Origin of the sequence: Polycladomyces subterraneus, from assembly GCF_030433435.1 — a bacterium.
GTDB classification, from domain to species: domain Bacteria; phylum Bacillota; class Bacilli; order Thermoactinomycetales; family JIR-001; genus Polycladomyces; species Polycladomyces subterraneus.
This window is the reverse complement of record NZ_JANRHH010000014.1, coordinates 61115-79758: the sequence shown is the minus strand read 5'-3', so window position 1 is coordinate 79758 and position 18644 is coordinate 61115. Positions and strand designations below refer to the sequence as shown.

Below are 18644 nucleotides of genomic sequence, written 5' to 3'. Positions count from 1 at the left end.
ATGGCAAGGATAAGGAGTGGATCGTGATGATTCGCCAATTTGACCAGTCGTTGCAAGACGTGAAAAACCTGTTGCTGCAGATGGGGGAACATGTGGAAATCGCGATTGACAAGGCCGTGAAATCGCTGGCCAGGATGGATGCCCGTATGGCACGGGAAGTGATGGAACACGATCCGGCCATCGATGAAATGGAAGGAAAAATCGACGATGCCGTTGCCAAACTGATCGCTACGCAACAACCGGTGGCCACCGATTTGCGGCGGTTGATCGCGGCGATGAAAATCGCGTCGGACATGGAGCGGATGGCTGATTTGGCTGTTAATATCGCACAGGTGACGGTGCAATTGGTCGAGAATCAACTGTCGTTGTTCAAAGAACTGGAGGACATCCCGAAAATGGCCGCCATCACCCAGCAAATGGTGCATGACGGGATTAACAGCTACATCGACGGGAACGTGGCGCTTGCCCACAAACTGGCCGACACTGACGATGATGTGGATCGGATGTACCATGCCGTCGTCAACGAGTTGCTCGGCCTGATCAAGCAAAACAAAGCGGATACCGAAGTGGCGCTGCGGTTGTGCTTTGTCGCGCGCTACCTCGAGCGGATCGCCGATCACGCGACCAATATCGCGGAAAGTATCGTCTATATCCAAACCGGTAAACAGGCCGATTTGAACTGACAATGGCCCGACCGGGTGATCATGATACACTGTTAAGAGAAGGGTGACCATTTTCCTTAGAGAGAGGGAAAACGGTCACCCTCTTTTTTGGGGTTTTTTCCCGACGATTGCGAGCGCTTAATATGGGAAATCAGAATCTGCGGACTTTGTTCTATAACAGCTTCTGTTTCATCGGAAACGAGCTTTTTTATGTACGATGTACAACAGGTTCCACAGGGTTTAATATAATTAAAGATAAGGGCTGATTTACTAGTTTAATATGCCGTTCGAAAAATCGAACGAAATGCGGTCCTGCGATTGACCGGCGAGGCGGTCGATCGATTGATGGTTCATGTGGTGCTTGCCCTGAAGAGAGTGATGTGCCTGAATATGAAATCGCTTACTTGCGATGATCTTCAGTACAGCAGGGTAAAGTGGCAGACAAAACAGCGGAAAGGGTGTTTACAGAGTTGGTGAAATGATTGGGAAATCCGGTTCCATACACTGTGAAAGGCGACCCCGTCACCCAATTTCTGAATCATCGCTGAAAGAGAGGGAGCAGGGATGAAACTATTGGCAGTTACAGCTTGTCCAGTTGGGATCGCTCACACTTACATCGCCGCGGAAAGGTTGAAACAAGCGGCGGAAGAGTCCGGGTATACGATCAAGGTGGAAACCTGGGGTTCCATCGGTGTCGAAAATGCATTTACCCAGGAGGAGATTCAGGAAGCGGATGGGATCATTCTAGCCGCAGACAAGGATGTGGACAAACGTCGTTTTCATGGCAAACGGGTGTTGGAATGTTCCGTACAGGATGCGATCCATCGACCGGAAGCGCTATTGAAACGCTTTGTTGATGGGGATGTGCCCGTGTACCGGGATCCGGAAAAGGTGGAACGGGAAGACACACAAGCGCAAAAGGCGGAAACACAGCGAGCCTTTTACCGCAACTTGATGAGTGGCGTTTCCTACATGATCCCGTTTGTGGTGGTTGGCGGTTTGCTGATCGCATTGTCGCTCGGTTTCGGAGGAAAACCCACTCCGCAGGGGTTTGTCGTGCCTGATCATTCATTCTGGAAGCCAATGTTGGAAGTAGGTAAGGCCGGTTTTCTGTTCATGGTGCCCATCCTGGCCGGATACATTGCTTACAGCATTGCGGATCGCCCCGGTCTGGCTCCCGGCATGATCGGTGGTTATATCGCGGCCAACGGGAGTTTTTACGGCAGCGAAGCGGGTGCTGGGTTCATCGGTGGGATCATTGCCGGATTTTTGGCTGGCTATCTGGCCAAAGGCATCAAATCTTTGCGCGTACCAAAGATGATTCAGCCCATCATGCCCATTTTGGTGATTCCCTTGGTCACGTCCATATTGATCGCGGTTCTCTTTATCTATGTGATCGGGGCACCCATATCCGCTATCATGACGGGATTAACCCATTGGCTCCATGGCATGCAAGGAGCCAGCAAAGTAGTGTTGGCCATGATTTTGGGGGCGATGATCGCATTTGATATGGGCGGTCCGATCAACAAGGTGGCCTTTTTGTTCGGGGCAGCGATGATCGGTCAAGGACAGCCTTTTATCATGGGAGCGATTGCCGCGGCGATTTGCACCCCGCCGCTTGGTATGGGGTTGGCCACGTTGTTGTCAAGGCATAAATATTACCCCGAAGAGTGGGAGGCAGGGAAGGCAGCATTGGCCATGGGATTGGTTGGAATCACGGAAGGAGCGATTCCATTTGCATCCCGCGATCCTCTCCGTGTTATTCCGAGCATCATGATTGGTTCCATGGTGGCGGCGGTTATCGCCATGCTGGGGGGTGTCGCCGATCATGTGCCGCATGGTGGGCCGATCGTAGCGGTATTCCAAGCCGTCGATCGTGTACCGATGTTTGCTTTGGCCATTGTGGTGGGGACGGTTGTAACGGCATTGTTGGTGAATGCACTGAAAAAATCGGTCTCCGATAGTAAGTGAGAGAACAGGAAAAGAAGTGGAGAAAATGAATAGGGCTAAAGCAAATCGGAAATGAGCATTTGCAATTTCCTCGGTGTCGTGTCGAAACGCTACTGGAGGCGACCAAGGAGGCGGCCTCCCTATTCCGATTGTTGACGCAGGTCGAGGAGCAGGCCGAAAAGTCAAGAACCACCCAAGCGGATCGGGAATATCCTGTTTTCTGGCATATCATCATGAGCAGGAGGAATCGCGATGCGCTTGAATCGTTGGATATTGGGGTGGTTGGTGATGGTGTGTGGGGTGTGTATGACGTTATCACAATCGTGGGCCGCCTCCCCGCCGACGAAACACGAATGGGCATCGTCGGTGCAGCCGGTGAAATCATCAGTTCTGAAGCAGACACTGTCGGAAAAAACATTGCGAGCCGGTCGGTTGACTGGCTATTTTCAGCAAGCGGCCAAAGAATTTGGAGTGCCCGTGCAAGTGTTGAAGGCCGTGGGCTATGCTGAATCCAGGTGGATGGACCATGGGGGTAAACCGAGTCAATTGAACGGATACGGGATCATGCACTTGGCGGACAATCCCACCAACCATTCGTTAAAAGAAGCGGCTCGCTTATTGAGGGTGCCGGTGAAAACATTGAAAACCGATGTTCAGCAGAACATTAGGGGAGCGGCCGCGGTCATGGCACAGGAAGCGCGCCGACAACACGCGGGTCGCCTCCCGTCCAAACTGGGTGATTGGTACACGGTGGTAGCGGCGTACAGTGGTGCTGGTTCCGATTTGACGGCCAAATGGTATGCGGATGAAGTGTTTCGGATCATCCAACACGGCGCGTACCGGTCCGTCAGGGGAGAAGATGTGTGGCTGTCGCCCACGCCAGTGACGCCGAACCTTAGTCGTTATGCGGAAGTAAAAGGGGTACTACCCTTTGCTACACCGGATTATCCGGGGGCTTCATGGGTTCCGGCCAACAGCGGCAACTATACGACAGCCAATCGAGAAGCGGATGGAAATACGATCAATTATGTGATTATTCATACGACGGAAGGGAGCTATGCGGGGACGATCAGTTGGTTCCAGAATCCGTCGGCCAACGTGAGCGCTCATTACGTTATCCGCTCTAGCGATGGGGCGATCACGCAGATGGTGCAAAACCAGGATATTGCCTGGCACGCGGGAAACTGGGACTACAACGTCCACAGTATCGGGATCGAACATGAGGGATACGTGAACGATCCCAGTTGGTACACGGATACGATGTATCGGGCTTCGGCCAACCTGACGCGTTGGATCTGCGACATGTACGGGATCCCAAAAGACCGGGAGCACATCATCGGACACAGCGAAGTGCCGGGAGCAACGCATACCGATCCGGGGCCGGGATGGGACTGGAACTATTATATGTCCCTGGTGACCCAGGCACCCACGATCATCGTCGACAACGCCACGGCGGGGCGGTTCTCGACCAGTGCCAATTGGCAGGTCAGCTCCTGGAACACGCAAAAATACGGTTCCGACTATCATGTTGCCTCTCCATCACCTGTCAGTGACGTCGCGTGGTACAGACTGAATATCGCCGCAGCCGGCAACTACGATATATATGCTTGGTGGCCAGCCAACAGCGGGTACAACAGTGCGACTCCTTTCGTGATCAAAACCACGACCGGCAACAAGACGGTGTATACGGACCAACGCGTCAACGGAGGCAAATGGGTATTGCTCGGCACATATTCGTTGGGTGCGGGTGACAATTGGATCATCGGCGTCTCCCGTTGGACCTCCGGCAGCGGGTACGTCATCGCTGATGCGGTCAAAGTGGTGAAACGTTGAGTGCTGCCCTCCGTGAATGAAGAAATCGATCGTTTCCCCGTTTATGTGGGTGGAGAGACCTTTGTTGAAAAATGTAGTGAAGGTATTGAAAGCGTGCACAATGAAAGAGTCCAATGGAAATAGAACAAATCTATTTTCATATTAAAACAGATGAGGGTATCGATGTTTGGCCCAGGTGCTGTGGTCGGCAATAAAGAACAATCATCCAAAAAGGAAGGAGCCATGACCCGCTATGTCCCGGACGATGGGGCCAGGTAGCGGTCGGCTCCCTTTTTGATGGGGCGATTGATGTTTACCGTGTCCGTTTGCGGACGGAACCGTTTTTCCCGATGATATGGGCGGTCCGGTCTCCAAAGGCGCGGTGCTTTTGTGATTTGCCGCGTTGCAAGACTGCGACGGAACGTTTGCTGCGGGGTTTGTTGGCCAGTTTTTCGTGCACAGGAATTTGTTTGAAAATCCGGTGCATGATCGAGGATAGTTTCAAAGATAACCCTCCTCTCACTCTATGAGGTTACTATATGGTATATGCAAGTCTGGCAAGAGTGTTCGAGAAATAGGAGGGTGTTCGGATTCTATCGGCATTTTCAGAATAGATCAGTGGTCTCCGATTTCCTGTCTCTGACTAATCCCTGCCGAGCTTCGATTCGGAGGAATTCATTCGCGGGCCACTTACTTTTAACGAAGCGGACCGACTTATCAGAAACAACCTCGTCTACCCATTAGGGGAGCGGATCCGAATTGTCCGTTGAGTGCGGAGATGAAGATGCCCATGGTCATCGGATACACAACGGTTTGATGCACTGTTCCAGTTTCATCGATCGGGACGCTTTGAAATAGAGAACCGCCCCTGGAGATAGATGGTGACGCAAGTAGTTGACCAGCGATACTTCTGTGGAAAAGGAGCGGATGCGGGATACCGGCATCCCTGCCTCTTTAGCGGCAGTAGCGATGGACCTGGCGCGCGGGCCGATGGTGAACAAATAATCGATGTGCAAGCGGGCTACCTTCCGCCCAACCTCCCGGTGTCCGCTTTCGGTCAGCTTGCCCAATTCTGACATGTCCCCCAACACGGCCACTGTGGTCCGTCCTGCCCCGATCTTTTTCAACACTTTCAATCCGGCGATCATCGAGTCGGGATTGGCATTGTACGCGTCATTGATCAGGGTGTACCCGTTGATGCCGCGCAGGGGCTGCAGGCGCATCGGCGGCGGTGTAAACGAGCGCAATCCGCGCTGAATCGATTTTGTCGGCACTTTCATCAATCGGCCGACGGCGATGGCGGCCAGCGCGTTGTAGACGTTGTGCGTCCCCAAAACCGGGATAAAAAACGATGTGCGATTGACCTGAAACGAGATGCCTTCCCTGGTGAACCGGATGTTGTTCGCTTTCACGTCAGCAGGCCGGTCGATGCCAAACGTAACGACCTTTCCGTGAAAACGGCGCAGAGACAATTTTCGCGTACCGGGATCATCTTCGTTGAGCACGATAGTTCCGCCGGGTCGGAGACCATCGATCATTTCCTGCTTGGCACGTGCTACATTCTCCACCGAGCTGCCCAGTTTTCCCACATGGGCTCTACCCACGTTGGTGATGACCCCGATCGACGGTTTGGAAAATAAACACTGACTGCGGATGTTGCCGAAATTGGCCATCCCCATTTCCAATACGACTACTTGATGACTGGGGTGCAATCGGAAAAAGTGGCTGGGAATGCTGGCGAAAACATTGTTGTTGGCCCAAGATTTCAGTGTGCGGTATTTTTGCATGAGAATGGAGGCGACCATTTCCTTGGTCGTCGATTTGCCACAACTGCCTGTTACACCGATTACGATCGGATGATGACATTGGGCATATTGCCATTTGGCCAGTTTCAAGGCGGCCAAAAACGGATCTGAGACACGGATGACCGCGTGTTGAGCGGGAATTCGGTGTTCCCATCCTGTAGGGACGACGATGCAGCCGGCCCGCGTGGTCCGCAAATTCCGCATAACCGCGTCCATATTCTTTATTTTCTTCGGGTTCAGAAAGAAGACGACTCCCGGACGGATATATTTGGAGCTGTACTGGATGGCGGCTCGAATGGCTTTGCGCGGGGAGCCGCGGTGGATGCGTCCGCCGATGATGGCGGCCAATTGGCTCATCTGAATCGGATACAACTCCGTCACCCCAATAAGGTTCTTGTCCTGACACGTTATTGTATGGTGGAATGATCCATATTGAGTGGGGATGATGCCGTGCATGTGCAAAAATGAACACAGGCCCAAAGCGGTTCGTTAGACAACCAGGTAAAGCTGGTTCCATGATCAAAAAGAAGAAGCACCCCGTGCATATGCATGGGGTGCTTCTTGGTGGGGAACGAAATCAGTAACCGCCGAAGCCCACTCCGGCAAAGACGAAGATGGTGGCGATCACCAACAGGAAGATCAACAGACGACGCAGGCCGATACCGAAACCATAACCGTAGCCATATCCTCCGCTCATGGAACCCAACTCCTCTCTGTGCTTTCGTGTTAATGTATTGGCGAAAAGGGAGAAGGGTAACCGCATTTGTCCCGGTTTGAAAAAATCGGGCGGGGATATTTGCATGGATCAACACGCCTGGATCGTGTCCAGTCCAGCGGCAAACGAAAGCTTACTCTTACTGCGCCTGTCTCCGTCTAGAGCGGTCTCGGCATTTCTGACAATGGTGAGATGGGAGGGGCCCTTTTTAGGTCAGTGACTTCATCATGGGGAACGAATCGGGGAAAGGACCACCGGACATGCTCTGTCACGCAGTGGAATGTGCCGGAAATGCGTGGCGGAAGATATTCAACGCTACACAACGCAGTCCAATAGCGAGCCTGTTTGTGCCGAACGGCTTACTCGGGGTACAATGGACATGTATGCAAATGAACGGCTTGGGCGGGCCTAACTCATGGTGAAATCAAGAGATTGCGGGGGAACGATGGCATGGACAAACTGGTATTGATTGACGGAAACAGCATCGCGTTCCGTGCGTTTTTTGCCCTGCCGCTCCTGTCCAATTCGGCAGGCGTCTATACGAACGCGGTGTACGGTTTTACGATGATGTTGATGAAGGTGCTGGAAGAGGAAGCGCCTTCTCATATTCTCGTGGCGTTCGACGCTGGCAAGACGACGTTTCGCCACGACGACTATCAGGAGTACAAAGGAAAACGGGAAAAGACGCCGAGTGAGTTTTCCCAGCAGATCCCGCTGATCAAAGAGGTGCTGGATGCGTTCGGCATTCGTCATTTTGAGCTGGAAGGTTTTGAAGCCGACGATATCATCGGCACATTGTCCCGCCAAGCTGAACGGGCCGACCTCGACACGCTGATCGTTACCGGAGACAAGGACTTGCTCCAGCTGGTGACCGACAAGGTACATCTGTTGCTGACGCGCAAGGGTGTCACCGAAACGGAACGGTACGATGTCGAAACGGTGGAGGAGCGTTACGGGTTGAAGCCGGAACAGATCATCGATTTGAAAGGGCTGATGGGTGATCCTTCGGACAACATCCCAGGGATCCCGGGAGTGGGGGAAAAAACGGCGCTCAAACTGCTCCACCAGTTCGGTTCCGTCGAAGCGGTATTAGAGCATGTGGATGAACTGCCGGGCAAAAAGCTGCGGGAACGGGTGGCCGAACACCGGGAACAAGCCCGGCTCAGCAAAAAATTGGCCACCATCCATTGTAATGTTCCTCTCACATTTGATCTGGAGGATATCAAATTTGTCCATTATGACCGACAGCGGGTACTGGAACTGTTCAAACGGCTGGCCTTTCAATCGCTGATCGATCGGTTGGGGGAAGCGGAGGAGCCTGCCGAACGAGACGATGCACATAAGGTCGACGTCCGGATCGTACATGAGTCGGATGCGCAGTTGGACGAGCTGCTCACACAGGACCGTCTCGCCTGTCACGTCGAATTGAGCGAGACGAATTACCATCGCGCTGACATCATCGGTGTAGCGTTGTCCGATGGGAAGCGGCACGCATATCTGCCGTGGGAAACCGCCCGTCAACACGATGTGCTGCTGTCGTGGTTGGCTGATTCATCAAAGGAAAAGATCGGTTATGATGTGAAGGCCGCAACGGTCGCCCTGCGACGACACGGAGTACAAGTCACCGGGTTTACGTTCGATATTTTGCTCGCTTCCTATCTGCTCAACCCATCGGAATCTGCCCATGAACTTTCCGACGTGGTGCGGCGTAAATTGGACGACAGTCTGCCGGACGATGAATCGTTCTACGGCAAAGGACAAAAGCGGCGCCAACCGGAAGAAGAAGAGCTGGCCCGTCATCTGGCGCGCAAAACATCGGCGATGGTGCGCCTCCATCCCTTGCTGGTCGAGGAATTGGATGAGGTCCGGATGATGTCCTTGTTTGCGGAACTGGAGATGCCGCTCTCCCGGGTACTGGCTGATATGGAATGCGTCGGGGTGAAAGTGGATCGGGAGCGGTTGGAAAAGCTGGGAGAAGAACTGAAAGAACAACTGGATACCTTGACCCAAGAGATTTACGATTTGGCGGGCACCGAGTTCAACATCAATTCGCCGAAACAATTGGGTGAAATTTTGTTTGACAAATTGGGTCTGCCGGTATTGAAAAAGACCAAAACCGGTTATTCCACCAGTGCCGACGTGTTGGAAAAACTGGCTCCCCAACACGAAATCGTGGAGAAGATATTGCATTTCCGCCAGGTGGGCAAACTGATTTCCACCTACGTAGAGGGGTTGCTGAAGGAGATCAACCCGGAGACGGGCAAAATCCATACCCGGTTCAACCAGACCATCACGGCGACGGGTCGACTGTCCAGCACGGAACCCAATTTGCAAAACATCCCGATCCGTTTGGAAGAGGGACGCCGCATCCGTCAGGTGTTCGTGCCGTCTGAGCCGGATTGGCTGATCCTGTCCGCCGATTATTCGCAGATCGAGTTGCGCGTGTTGGCCCATCTGTCCGGGGATGAAAATCTGAAGGAAGCGTTTGTGCGGGATATGGACATCCACACCAAGACGGCGATGGATGTGTTTGGTGTGTCGGAGGAGGAAGTGACACCGTTGATGCGTCGCCACGCCAAAGCGGTCAATTTTGGGATCGTCTACGGGATCAGCGATTACGGATTGTCGCAAAACCTAAACATCTCCCGTAAAGAAGCGGCGGAGTTTATCGAACGGTATTTTGCGAGCTATCCGGGTGTCAAAGCATACATGGACCGCGTAGTGGAGCAGGCCAAACAAGACGGTTACGTCACCACGATGCTGAACCGGCGCCGCTATCTGCCGGACATCCGCTCACGCAACTATAACCTGCGTAGTTTCGCCGAACGGACGGCGATGAACACCCCGATCCAGGGAACAGCGGCGGACATTATCAAGTCGGCCATGGTACGCATGGATGAAGTGTTGAAGGAGAAGGGTGCTCAAAGCCGAATGTTGCTCCAGGTGCATGACGAGTTGATTTTCGAAGTACCGGAATCCGAACTGGATTGGATGAAGAAAACGGTGCGGGAAGTGATGGAGGGGACGATGGCGTTGTCCGTTCCGCTCAAAGTGGATGTCCATCACGGTCCTACATGGTATCAAGCGAAGTAATGGACGCAGGAGGGGTTGAACGTTGCCGGAATTGCCCGAAGTGGAGACAGTGAGACGAACGCTGGAGCAATTGATCGTTGGGAAAACGGTGGCGGAGGTTGCCGTTTTCCTGCCCAAAATTGTAAAGGAACCGCCAGATGTCGACCTGTTTGTCCAGCGGTTGATCGGGACTACGGTGACCGGTGTGGGGCGCAGGGGCAAGTTTCTGCGCATTTATTTCGGTGATTGGGTGCTCGTCTCCCATTTGCGCATGGAAGGTAGGTATTCGCTGGCGCAACATGATGAGCCGGTGGAAAAGCATACGCATGTGATTTTCCGTTTTACTGACAAAACGGAGTTGCGGTACCGCGACGTGCGGCAGTTCGGTACAATGCATCTTTATCCAGCGGGTGAGGAGGAACAACACCCCCCGCTCAACAAACTGGGTCCGGAACCGCTGTCGGATGACTTTACGTTGGACGTGTTCCGTGCGCGGTTGGCCGGACGCAAAACCAAGTTAAAAGCGCTGCTGCTCAACCAAGAGTTTGTGGTTGGTTTGGGCAACATCTATGTCGATGAAGCGTTGTTTACCGCCGGCCTGCATCCAGAGCGGCCGGCGAATGCGTTGACCGAAGAGGAACAGAGGCGGTTGTACGAAAGCATTCGCTCCACCTTGTCCGAGGCGGTGAAGTTGGGCGGCTCGTCTGTCCGATCGTATGTCAACTCCAAGGGAGAGATGGGGATGTTTCAACTGCAGATCCAGGTATACGGACGGAAAGGCGAACCCTGTGTTCGCTGCGGGGAACCGATCACGCGGCTGGTCGTCGCCGGTCGAGGTACACACGTTTGCCTGCAGTGTCAGCGGTGACTGCGGGATAAGCACTTTCCGCTCCCCTTTCCACATAAAATAGGGTGGAGTCCGATGAGAAAGGGGAGAGCAAAGTGTGGCCCACCCTGTCGATGTGGTTGCTGGCCTGCGCGGTCAGCTTTGACGGTTTCGTGGCCGGGATGACCTACGGAATGCGGAAAGTGAGGATTCCGATCGCTTCGGTCGGTGTCATAGCAGGCTTCTCCGGCGGGTTGATGCTTCTCTCCCTGCATGCGGGACGTTGGATCGCACACGGTTTCTCCCCGTTTTGGAGCCGGTTAATTGGTGCACTCATTTTGATAGGTATCGGCGTATGGACATTACGCAACAATGGACAACGGGAGGAGGAACCGGTTGCGTGTCAGCAAGCGGAATTGGGCAAGACCGTACTGTCTTTTGAAATCCAGATGCTCGGACTGGTTGTACAGATTTTGAAGACGCCGATGGCGGCTGACGTGGACCGATCCGGTGTGATTTCTCCCATGGAAGCCGTGTGGTTGGGATTGGCGCTCTCCTTGGACGCCTTTGGAGCCGGTTTGGGAGCGGCGATGATGGGGTATCCGCCGTTCCCTCTCGCATTGGCGATCGCAGGAACCAGTGCGCTGTTTCTGTTGGCCGGTATTCGGACAGGATGGAAAGTGTCGGGACAAAGATGGGTGTCTTCGATCGAGTACCTGCCCGGTTTGCTGATGATTGCCATCGGCCTGTTCCGTCTGATTCACTAGGGCGTGTCTGGTAAATCCGTGAGGGAGCAAATACTTTCCCGGCCGAGCGAAGACCCGGGTAAGCACGGAATGAAATCGCGGGTAACTTCCTCTAAGCGAAGCGTACTTTGCCCGCGTCCTGCGTTCCGGTTCGGAGCGGCCATAACCTGCTTCTTTTCAGGGCGCATGTGGAGCGAGCCGGGAATGCAATTGAACAGTATTCACGAGGCATCGTCTAAAAGGGAGGGGAGGATGTGATTATCGGATTGACCGGCGGGATTGCGACGGGGAAAAGTACAGTTTCCCGGATGTTGGCTGAACGGGGGGCACATATCATCGATGCCGACAAGGTGGCGCGTGAGGTGGTGGAACCGCACACCGAAGGATGGCATCGGATTCGTGTCCGGTTCGGTGAAGAGGTGTTCCACCCTGACGGCACATTGGATCGGCAGGCACTGGGAGCAAGGGTGTTTCGCAATGCCGAAGCGCGGGAAACATTGAACCGGTTGTTGCATCCCCTGATCGTGGAACGAATGCAAAAATTGACGGAGCAGCGTCGGAAATGCGATCCCGACGGTATCGTCATTTGGGACACTCCGCTGTTGATAGAAGGGAATTTGACGAAATCAGTCGAAAAAGTTATCGTGGTATATGTCCCGGAGTCGTTGCAATTGCAACGGCTGATGGCCAGGGACGGTCTGAGCGAAGAGGAGGCTAGGCGACGGGTTGCCAGTCAGCTACCCATTGAAGTAAAAAAACGTTTTGCTGACTTTTTGATTGACAATTCAGGAAGCTTGGCAGAAACGGAAAGACAGGTTGATCAAATATGGAAATTGCTAAACTCAAAAAATGGTTACGACCGGCGCTAGTTGCCCTGCCTCGCAAGCGGACGATGCTGATCGCGTTTTTGACTGTGGCAGTAGTCTTATTGGTGGCACTTCCCTTGTTTGTACGTTGGATGTACCCATTGAAATATGAGGAGCAGATTTTTTACAGCTCTGAGGTCAACGGAGCCGACCCGTTTTTGGTGATGGCCATTATTCGGGTGGAGAGCAAATTTGACCCCAACAAGCGATCCGTTAAAGGAGCCGAAGGATTGATGCAGTTAATGCCCAGCACAGTGGATTGGGCCATTCAACACGGCAAATTTCCGCCGACGTTTCGCGAGAACGTGAAAGATCCCGCGATCAACATACATATCGGCTCTTGGTGGATCGCCGGATTGACCCGGGAATTCAAGGGAAACAAGGTGGCTGCGGTCGCCGCATACAATGCAGGGCCGGGCAACGTGCAAAAATGGCTCAAACAGGGGAGATGGGATGGAACCAAAGCGCACGTCCGACAGATTCCCTATGGGGAAACACGCCATTACATCCAACGAGTGATGTTTTTCTACGAGAAATACAAGACGATTTACGGACCGCTGGCACCCGAATAAACCGCACAAGCTCCATATAGTATGACACAAATCGGGGCGTGCCTGGATCGATCCGTTTCGATCCGGGCACGCTTTTTCTTTCTACACTCAAACTTCCAACACCCGATTTATGGGTGGTGTGCATCTGATCCATATCGCGTATGTCAATCAACTCCTCCCGCCAAAATCAGGGCGAGGATTATTTTTTTTCCACGTTGCAAAATGTGACATACTGATTATAATATATAAGGGAATGGTATGTTATAAAAGGACGGGAAGGGGAATTATTATGCCACTAAAAATGGCAATCAACGGATTCGGACGGATCGGGCGAATGGTTTTTCGCAAGGCGATTCATGATCCTGACATCGAAATTGTGGCCATCAACGCCACCTATCCGGCGGAGACACTGGCCCATCTGGTCAAGTTCGACACCGTGCACGGCATGATGACGGACGACGTGCGCGCGGTGGATGACGGGATCATTGTAAACGGATACAAAGTGAAGCTGGTGGGTGATCGTGACCCTTCCCGGTTGCCGTGGGCGGAACTGGGTGTGGATGTGGTGGTGGAAGCGACGGGCAAATTCCGCGACCGGGAGGGTGCCGGACTGCACTTGCAGGCGGGCGCGAAAAAAGTGGTGATCACAGCTCCGGGCAAGAACGAAGATGTGACCATTGTCATGGGGGTCAATGAAGGGGATTACGATCCGGAGAAACACCATATCGTCTCCAATGCTTCCTGCACCACCAACTGCTTGGCGCCGGTGGTAAAAGTACTGCATGATGCGTTCGGTATCGAAAGCGGGTTGGTGACGACGGTTCATGCCTATACCAACGATCAGAAAAACCTGGACAATCCGCACAAGGATTTGCGCCGGGCCCGTGCTTGTGCTCAATCGATCATTCCGACCAAAACCGGTGCAGCCAAAGCGATCGGCAAAGTATTGCCCGAACTGAACGGCAAGCTGAACGGGTTGGCATTGCGCGTCCCCACGCCCAACGTGTCGGTGGTGGATCTGGTGGCCGAACTTTACGTGCCGGTCACGGTCGAACAGGTGAATCATGTGTTGAAAAAAGCGGCGGAAACCACAATGAAAGGATATCTCCAATACTGTGAACTCCCGCTGGTCTCCTCCGACTTCAACGGCAACGACCATTCGGCCATTATTGATGCGCTCTCGACGATGGTGATCAGCGAGAAGCAGGTGAAAGTGCTGGCGTGGTACGACAATGAATGGGGCTACTCTTGTCGAGTGGTCGATTTGGTCAAGCATATTGGTTCGTTTTTGAACCATGAAACGAAAGTGAGACAAGAAGCTACGGTCTAACAATGGATCCCCCGCCAATCTTGCCATGTTGACCGGCCAGTGGAGAGGAGCAGACGCCTCCCACAGCCGGTTCTTTCTTTTTGTCCCACACCGATTTCCTGTTGCAAATTTCCTGTAAGATGGAATACTATCAAAGCGACGGACTGGGCAAACGCTTTACATACGAAACAGTCAACGGTCCAATATGGGGAGGAATGTTGCATGCGGTGCCCTTTTTGCGGGAGCATGGGAAGCCGGGTTCTGGACTCCCGTCCGGCCAACGAGGGAAAATCGATCCGTCGGCGTCGCGAGTGTGAGGCGTGCGGCAGGAGGTTCACCACCTTTGAAACTGTGGAGGAAAAACCACTGATGGTGATCAAGAAGGACGGGGGACGGGAGGTATTTAGCAGGGAAAAAATCCTGCGGGGGTTGTTCCGCGCTTGTGAAAAGCGTGATGTGCCGCTGGAACGTCTGGAAGCGCTCGTGGATGAGATCGAACGTACTTTGCGCGAGCGGGGGGAAACGGAAGTTCCCACTAAGGAGATTGGTGAGATGATCATGGAGCGGCTGGTGGATGTGGACGAAGTGGCATATGTGCGGTTCGCATCCGTCTACCGGCAATTTCAGGATATCGATGCATTTGTGCGGGAATTGGAGGATTTGTTGAACAGGACGGGAAAATCCTGATCTTGTCGATCTGATGTGGTTCAGTGGCGGTTATGTCGCTTTCGTTTTCCTGTGATAAAATAAGAGAACGATTTTGGACGAAGCGACGGGGGGCTTGGTGGATGTCGATGTTATGGAATCAGTGTACACCGCGCGACGAATGGATCTGCCGAACCCGCCGCCCCATTCATCTGGCGGATATCATCGGATTGTTGCATCTGTATCAACCGATCGTCGGTTCGACCGCCATCGCTCTGTATCTCACCTTAGCGTATCAGGCACCGCCGGATCGGGCTGGTCGATCGGATGCCCATTCCCATTTGTATCTGATGAATCTGTTGTCCGTTTCTTGGCAGGATTTGTTGGAAAATCGATTTTTGCTGGAAGGTGTGGGCCTGCTCAATACGTATGAAGTGCGCGAAAACACGACCCACCGGATCGAGTACGAGCTGGTGCCGCCATTGGTACCGGAGCGTTTTTTTCAAAGTGATGTACTGAGTATTACGTTGTATCACCGTTTGGGTAAGGATTCCTATCTGGCGCTCCGTCGGCAGTTGTTGAACAGAGAAGGAGATACTGGGGAACCGGATGAAAGAGTGAATGTCACCAAATCGTTTCAAGAAGTATTCGGATGTTTGTCTCCTTCTGAAGTGGCGGCCGCACAGTCGGATACCCAATCGTTTTTGCCGTTGGAGCGGGAACCATCAGAAGTGAAGGATGGACAAGTCCCGCCGTTTCACTGGGATGAGGCTTCGTTTGATATGATCCGTTCCCGTTTAAAAACGGTAATCCCGGATGAGGCGTGGACGGACGAGGTGAAGCGGCAAATTCAGGAGATCCGGTTCCTGTACGGGCTGAGTGATCCGGATTTGCTTCGGGCGTTGCAAAATCCGTATATCACCAGGGGCGGTAAGATCGATATTGAGCGCTTGCGCCAGTTTGTTAAAAAGGAATACCGGTTGCAGTACGGCGAACCACCCATGATTAAAAAGAAAGCGTTGCTCTCAAAGGAAGGGGAAAAAGCGGCCTTACCCGAACCGGAGGAATCACCTGACGCCATGACGGAAGAAGAGAAACATATCCGGGAACTGGAGCAACTGTCACCCTTGGAATTGCTGTCGTATTTTCAGGATGGAATGCGCATCCCTGATGCCGATGTCGAACTGGTCGCCCGTCTGATGCATGAATATGGCTTGCCGCATGGGGTGATCAACGTCCTGCTAGAATACGTATTGTATACGCATGACTACAAACTGCCCAAAGCCTTGGTGGAAAAAATCGCTGGTCATTGGAAGCGGAGAAAAGTGCAGACCGCTCGGGAAGCGATGGAAATCGCCCGCCGCGAGTTGAATTGGGAGTGGAAAAAACAACAGGAGAACAGTCGGCTCACCTCGTCACGCCCACGGACCAAAGCGATCCGGGAAGAGAAGCTCCCCTACGCGGTGGCCATGCAGATGGAGCGTGCCCAACAACAGGCTTCTCAAACTCGGGATGATGCCCAGTCTATCGGAGAAAGCGCGGAAAGTCTGGCTGAAAAGCGGGCCCGAATCCAAGCGAAGCTGACCCTGATGCGCAAACGCCTCGGTGAAAAGGGGAATCGTCAGTGAATTCGATTGACAAATACGTCAGTCAGTGGAAAAAACAGTTGAATACCGATCCGGAACGACAGTTGCGGATCTTGTTGTCACACCCTTCTCTACAAGTATTCGCCCAAGAGCATCCAGATATCCCGATGGAAGTATATCGCCGTTCTTTGTCACGTTTGCACCAGTACGTGCAGGAGCAGGAACATTGTTCCCGTTGTCCAGGGTTGGACCGGTGCCCCAACCTGGTGCAGGGACACCGATCGGAGCTGACCGTTTATGCGGGATATCTTGATTTCCGGATGACGCCTTGTGAGAAGTGGGAGGCTCACCAAGAACAGCAAAAACGAAGCCGTTTGATCCGCAGTCATCATATCCCGCAAGACGTGTTGTCGGCCACCTTTGAATCCATCGATGTGAGTCAGAAACGGATGCCGGTTTTGGAGGCGGCCATCGATTTTTGCAGTCAGTTTGCTCATGGCAAGCCTCGCCGCGGATTATATCTATATGGACCGCTGGGTGTGGGCAAAAGTCGGATCGCGGGTGCGATTGCGCAGGAATTGGTCAATTACAATGTGGATTCCTTGATGGTGTATGTGCCTGAATTTATGCGGGAGTTACGCGATGCCATCAATGAAGGGTCAGTAGCGGACAAATTGGATGCACTCAAAAAAGTGTCCGTGTTGGTTCTGGACGATATCGGTGCGGAAACGATGACACCGTGGATTCGCGATGAGGTGCTGGGGGCTGTTTTGCAATATCGCGTAGCCGAGGGACTGCCTGTCATTTACACCTCCAACCTGTCGTTGGACGAGCTGGAGGATCATTTGGCCCATTCCCACAAAGGCGGTGTGGAGCGGATGAAAGCCAAACGGATTATGGAGCGGATTCGCCATTATGTCGACGTGTATTTCGTGGATGGCCCCAACTGGAGAGAAAACCAACGATCATCCTGATTGGCCGTGGTCCCGGATTTTTTGAAAAAGGGTGTTGATTTCTCTGGACGGGCGTGATAAAATAATTCTCGTCGGTTGAACTTAATCGGATGACAGTGGTTCGGTAGCTCAGTTGGTAGAGCAGAGGACTGAAAATCCTCGTGTCGGCGGTTCGATTCCGTCCCGAACCACCATCTCAATGAGCGGAAGTGGCTCAGGGGTAGAGCACCGCCTTGCCAAGGCGGGGGTCGCGGGTTCGAATCCCGTCTTCCGCTCCATTTTTTTATCATTTGCCGGGGTGGCGGAATTGGCAGACGCACAGGACTTAAAATCCTGGGGTGGGTTTCCACCGTGTCGGTTCGAGTCCGACCCTCGGCACCAAACAGCCATGCCGAGGTATATGACAAGATCCTGTAGGGTTACAATCGAAGCCTTCTTTCCAACGGGAAGAGGGCTTTTATTTTTGGAACAAGCATTTTCCTGGAAAATGGTTTACAATGAATCATAAATGGATTGAAGGAGGGGATCGGTTTGGATATTTGGACAGCAATCCGTACACGTCGAAGCATCGGCGTCATGAAACCGGACCCGGTGCCGCAGAAGATGATCGAGCAATTGCTGGAGGCGGCTGTGTGGGCGCCTTGTCATCATATGACGGAGCCTTGGCGGTTTTTTGTGTTGACCGGTGAGGGACGCCGTCCCTTGGCGCGTACATTGGTGGAGATCGCACGCGAAAAGATGGCGGACCCCGAAACGGACGAAAACAAGGCCAAATTGGCGAAAGAAGAGCAAAAGCCGTTTCGCGCTCCGGTGGTAATCGCGGTGGCGGTTTCCCCGTCCGACGATCCCAAAGTGGAAATGGTGGAGGAGCTGGCGGCTGTTCACGCGGCCGTGCAAAACATGTTGCTCGCTGCCCGCGCAATGGGATTGGGGGCGATCTGGCGCACCGGCATGCCGTGTTATCATCCGAAAATGAAGAAACTGTTCGGCTTGGGAGACAAGGAACAATTGGTCGGCTTTATATACGTTGGCTACCCCGCTATCGATGCTCCCGTCAAAAAGCGGACTCCTGCTCGTGAAAAAACGCGGTGGATCGATAAGGATGAACCCTATCATAAATGACAGCCCGCATCATGGCGGGCTGTT

Annotated in this window: 16 protein-coding genes and 3 tRNA genes; 16 read left to right on the top strand and 3 right to left on the bottom strand. The window is 53.2% G+C overall.

Translation table 11 applies throughout. The features are described from left to right. Positions 1-26 precede the first annotated feature (26 nt). The 3 genes from phoU (at position 27) to NWF35_RS03175 (ending at position 4445) form a co-directional block, all read left to right on the top strand. Positions 27-683: a phosphate signaling complex protein PhoU gene (gene phoU / locus NWF35_RS03185; RefSeq protein WP_301237637.1), complete on the top strand. Its 657-nt coding sequence runs from the start codon at positions 27-29 to the stop codon at positions 681-683. 543 nt (positions 684-1226) lie between these two features. After that, positions 1227-2633 carry a PTS fructose transporter subunit IIC gene (locus tag NWF35_RS03180; protein WP_301237636.1) on the top strand — a complete coding sequence of 469 codons (1407 nt, stop codon included), beginning with the start codon at positions 1227-1229 and terminating at the stop codon, positions 2631-2633. Positions 2634-2864: 231 nt separating this feature from the next. Beyond that, positions 2865-4445: a golvesin C-terminal-like domain-containing protein gene (locus NWF35_RS03175; protein ID WP_301237635.1), complete on the top strand. Its 1581-nt coding sequence runs from the start codon at positions 2865-2867 to the stop codon at positions 4443-4445. A gap of 292 nt (positions 4446-4737) precedes the next feature. On the opposite strand, the gene NWF35_RS03170 is transcribed toward NWF35_RS03175, so the two are convergent. The 3 genes from NWF35_RS03170 to NWF35_RS03160 form a co-directional block, all read right to left on the bottom strand. Continuing rightward, on the bottom strand, positions 4738-4929 hold the full coding sequence (locus NWF35_RS03170; protein WP_301237634.1) for a hypothetical protein: 192 nt from the start codon (positions 4927-4929) through the stop codon (positions 4738-4740). Between the two features lie 289 nt (positions 4930-5218). Beyond that, a complete protein-coding gene (locus tag NWF35_RS03165; RefSeq protein ID WP_301237633.1) occupies positions 5219-6601 on the bottom strand; it encodes a UDP-N-acetylmuramoyl-tripeptide--D-alanyl-D-alanine ligase in 1383 nt (460 codons plus the stop codon). Positions 6602-6806: 205 nt separating this feature from the next. Continuing rightward, entirely contained in the window at positions 6807-6926 is a 120-nt protein-coding gene (locus NWF35_RS03160; RefSeq protein ID WP_301237632.1) for a sporulation protein YjcZ, read from the bottom strand. Between the two features lie 468 nt (positions 6927-7394). On the opposite strand from NWF35_RS03160, the gene polA reads away from it, so the two are divergent. From polA to NWF35_RS03095, 13 genes are all read left to right on the top strand, one after another. Further along, a complete protein-coding gene (gene polA, locus NWF35_RS03155; protein ID WP_301237631.1) occupies positions 7395-10037 on the top strand; it encodes a DNA polymerase I in 2643 nt (880 codons plus the stop codon). 22 nt (positions 10038-10059) lie between these two features. Then, the gene (gene mutM, locus NWF35_RS03150) at positions 10060-10884 is read left to right on the top strand and encodes a DNA-formamidopyrimidine glycosylase (RefSeq protein ID WP_301237630.1); all 825 of its coding nucleotides are present in this window, start codon (positions 10060-10062) and stop codon (positions 10882-10884) included. 44 nt (positions 10885-10928) lie between these two features. Beyond that, a complete protein-coding gene (ytaF, locus tag NWF35_RS03145) occupies positions 10929-11609 on the top strand; it encodes a sporulation membrane protein YtaF (RefSeq protein WP_301237629.1) in 681 nt (226 codons plus the stop codon). Positions 11610-11842: 233 nt separating this feature from the next. Beyond that, positions 11843-12457: a dephospho-CoA kinase gene (coaE, locus tag NWF35_RS03140; protein ID WP_301237628.1), complete on the top strand. Its 615-nt coding sequence runs from the start codon at positions 11843-11845 to the stop codon at positions 12455-12457. Continuing rightward, a complete protein-coding gene (locus NWF35_RS03135; RefSeq protein WP_301237627.1) occupies positions 12415-13026 on the top strand; it encodes a lytic transglycosylase domain-containing protein in 612 nt (203 codons plus the stop codon). Before coaE ends, NWF35_RS03135 begins: the two co-directional genes overlap by 43 nt. Positions 13027-13294: 268 nt before the next feature. Then, the gene (locus NWF35_RS03130) at positions 13295-14335 is read left to right on the top strand and encodes a glyceraldehyde-3-phosphate dehydrogenase (protein WP_301237625.1); all 1041 of its coding nucleotides are present in this window, start codon (positions 13295-13297) and stop codon (positions 14333-14335) included. Between the two features lie 201 nt (positions 14336-14536). Next, the gene (gene nrdR / locus NWF35_RS03125) at positions 14537-15001 is read left to right on the top strand and encodes a transcriptional regulator NrdR (RefSeq protein ID WP_212774369.1); all 465 of its coding nucleotides are present in this window, start codon (positions 14537-14539) and stop codon (positions 14999-15001) included. A 101-nt stretch (positions 15002-15102) separates the two neighbouring features. Further along, positions 15103-16587, top strand: a complete 1485-nt coding sequence (locus NWF35_RS03120; RefSeq protein ID WP_301237624.1) for a replication initiation and membrane attachment family protein — start codon at positions 15103-15105, stop codon at positions 16585-16587. Further along, a complete protein-coding gene (gene dnaI, locus NWF35_RS03115) occupies positions 16584-17519 on the top strand; it encodes a primosomal protein DnaI (RefSeq protein ID WP_301237623.1) in 936 nt (311 codons plus the stop codon). The genes NWF35_RS03120 and dnaI overlap by 4 nt, the downstream gene beginning before the upstream one ends. Positions 17520-17616: 97 nt before the next feature. Further along, a tRNA-Phe gene (locus NWF35_RS03110) sits at positions 17617-17692 on the top strand. A gap of 9 nt (positions 17693-17701) precedes the next feature. Next, positions 17702-17776, top strand: a tRNA-Gly gene (locus NWF35_RS03105). Between the two features lie 14 nt (positions 17777-17790). Further along, a tRNA-Leu gene (locus NWF35_RS03100) sits at positions 17791-17879 on the top strand. Positions 17880-18029: 150 nt separating this feature from the next. Next, positions 18030-18620, top strand: a complete 591-nt coding sequence (locus NWF35_RS03095) for a nitroreductase family protein (RefSeq protein ID WP_301237622.1) — start codon at positions 18030-18032, stop codon at positions 18618-18620. The last annotated feature ends 24 nt before the right edge of the window (positions 18621-18644 follow it).

Coding starts and splice junctions, on each gene's coding strand:
- NWF35_RS03160 (WP_301237632.1), bottom strand. CDS start 6,926: ATGAGCGGAGGATATGGCTACGGTTATGGTTTCGGTATCGGCCTGCGT.
- NWF35_RS03130 (WP_301237625.1), top strand. CDS start 13,295: ATGCCACTAAAAATGGCAATCAACGGATTCGGACGGATCGGGCGAATG.
- NWF35_RS03135 (WP_301237627.1), top strand. CDS start 12,415: ATGGAAATTGCTAAACTCAAAAAATGGTTACGACCGGCGCTAGTTGCC.
- NWF35_RS03180 (WP_301237636.1), top strand. CDS start 1,227: ATGAAACTATTGGCAGTTACAGCTTGTCCAGTTGGGATCGCTCACACT.
- polA (WP_301237631.1), top strand. CDS start 7,395: ATGGACAAACTGGTATTGATTGACGGAAACAGCATCGCGTTCCGTGCG.
- NWF35_RS03120 (WP_301237624.1), top strand. CDS start 15,103: ATGTCGATGTTATGGAATCAGTGTACACCGCGCGACGAATGGATCTGC.
- phoU (WP_301237637.1), top strand. CDS start 27: ATGATTCGCCAATTTGACCAGTCGTTGCAAGACGTGAAAAACCTGTTG.
- NWF35_RS03175 (WP_301237635.1), top strand. CDS start 2,865: ATGCGCTTGAATCGTTGGATATTGGGGTGGTTGGTGATGGTGTGTGGG.
- nrdR (WP_212774369.1), top strand. CDS start 14,537: ATGCGGTGCCCTTTTTGCGGGAGCATGGGAAGCCGGGTTCTGGACTCC.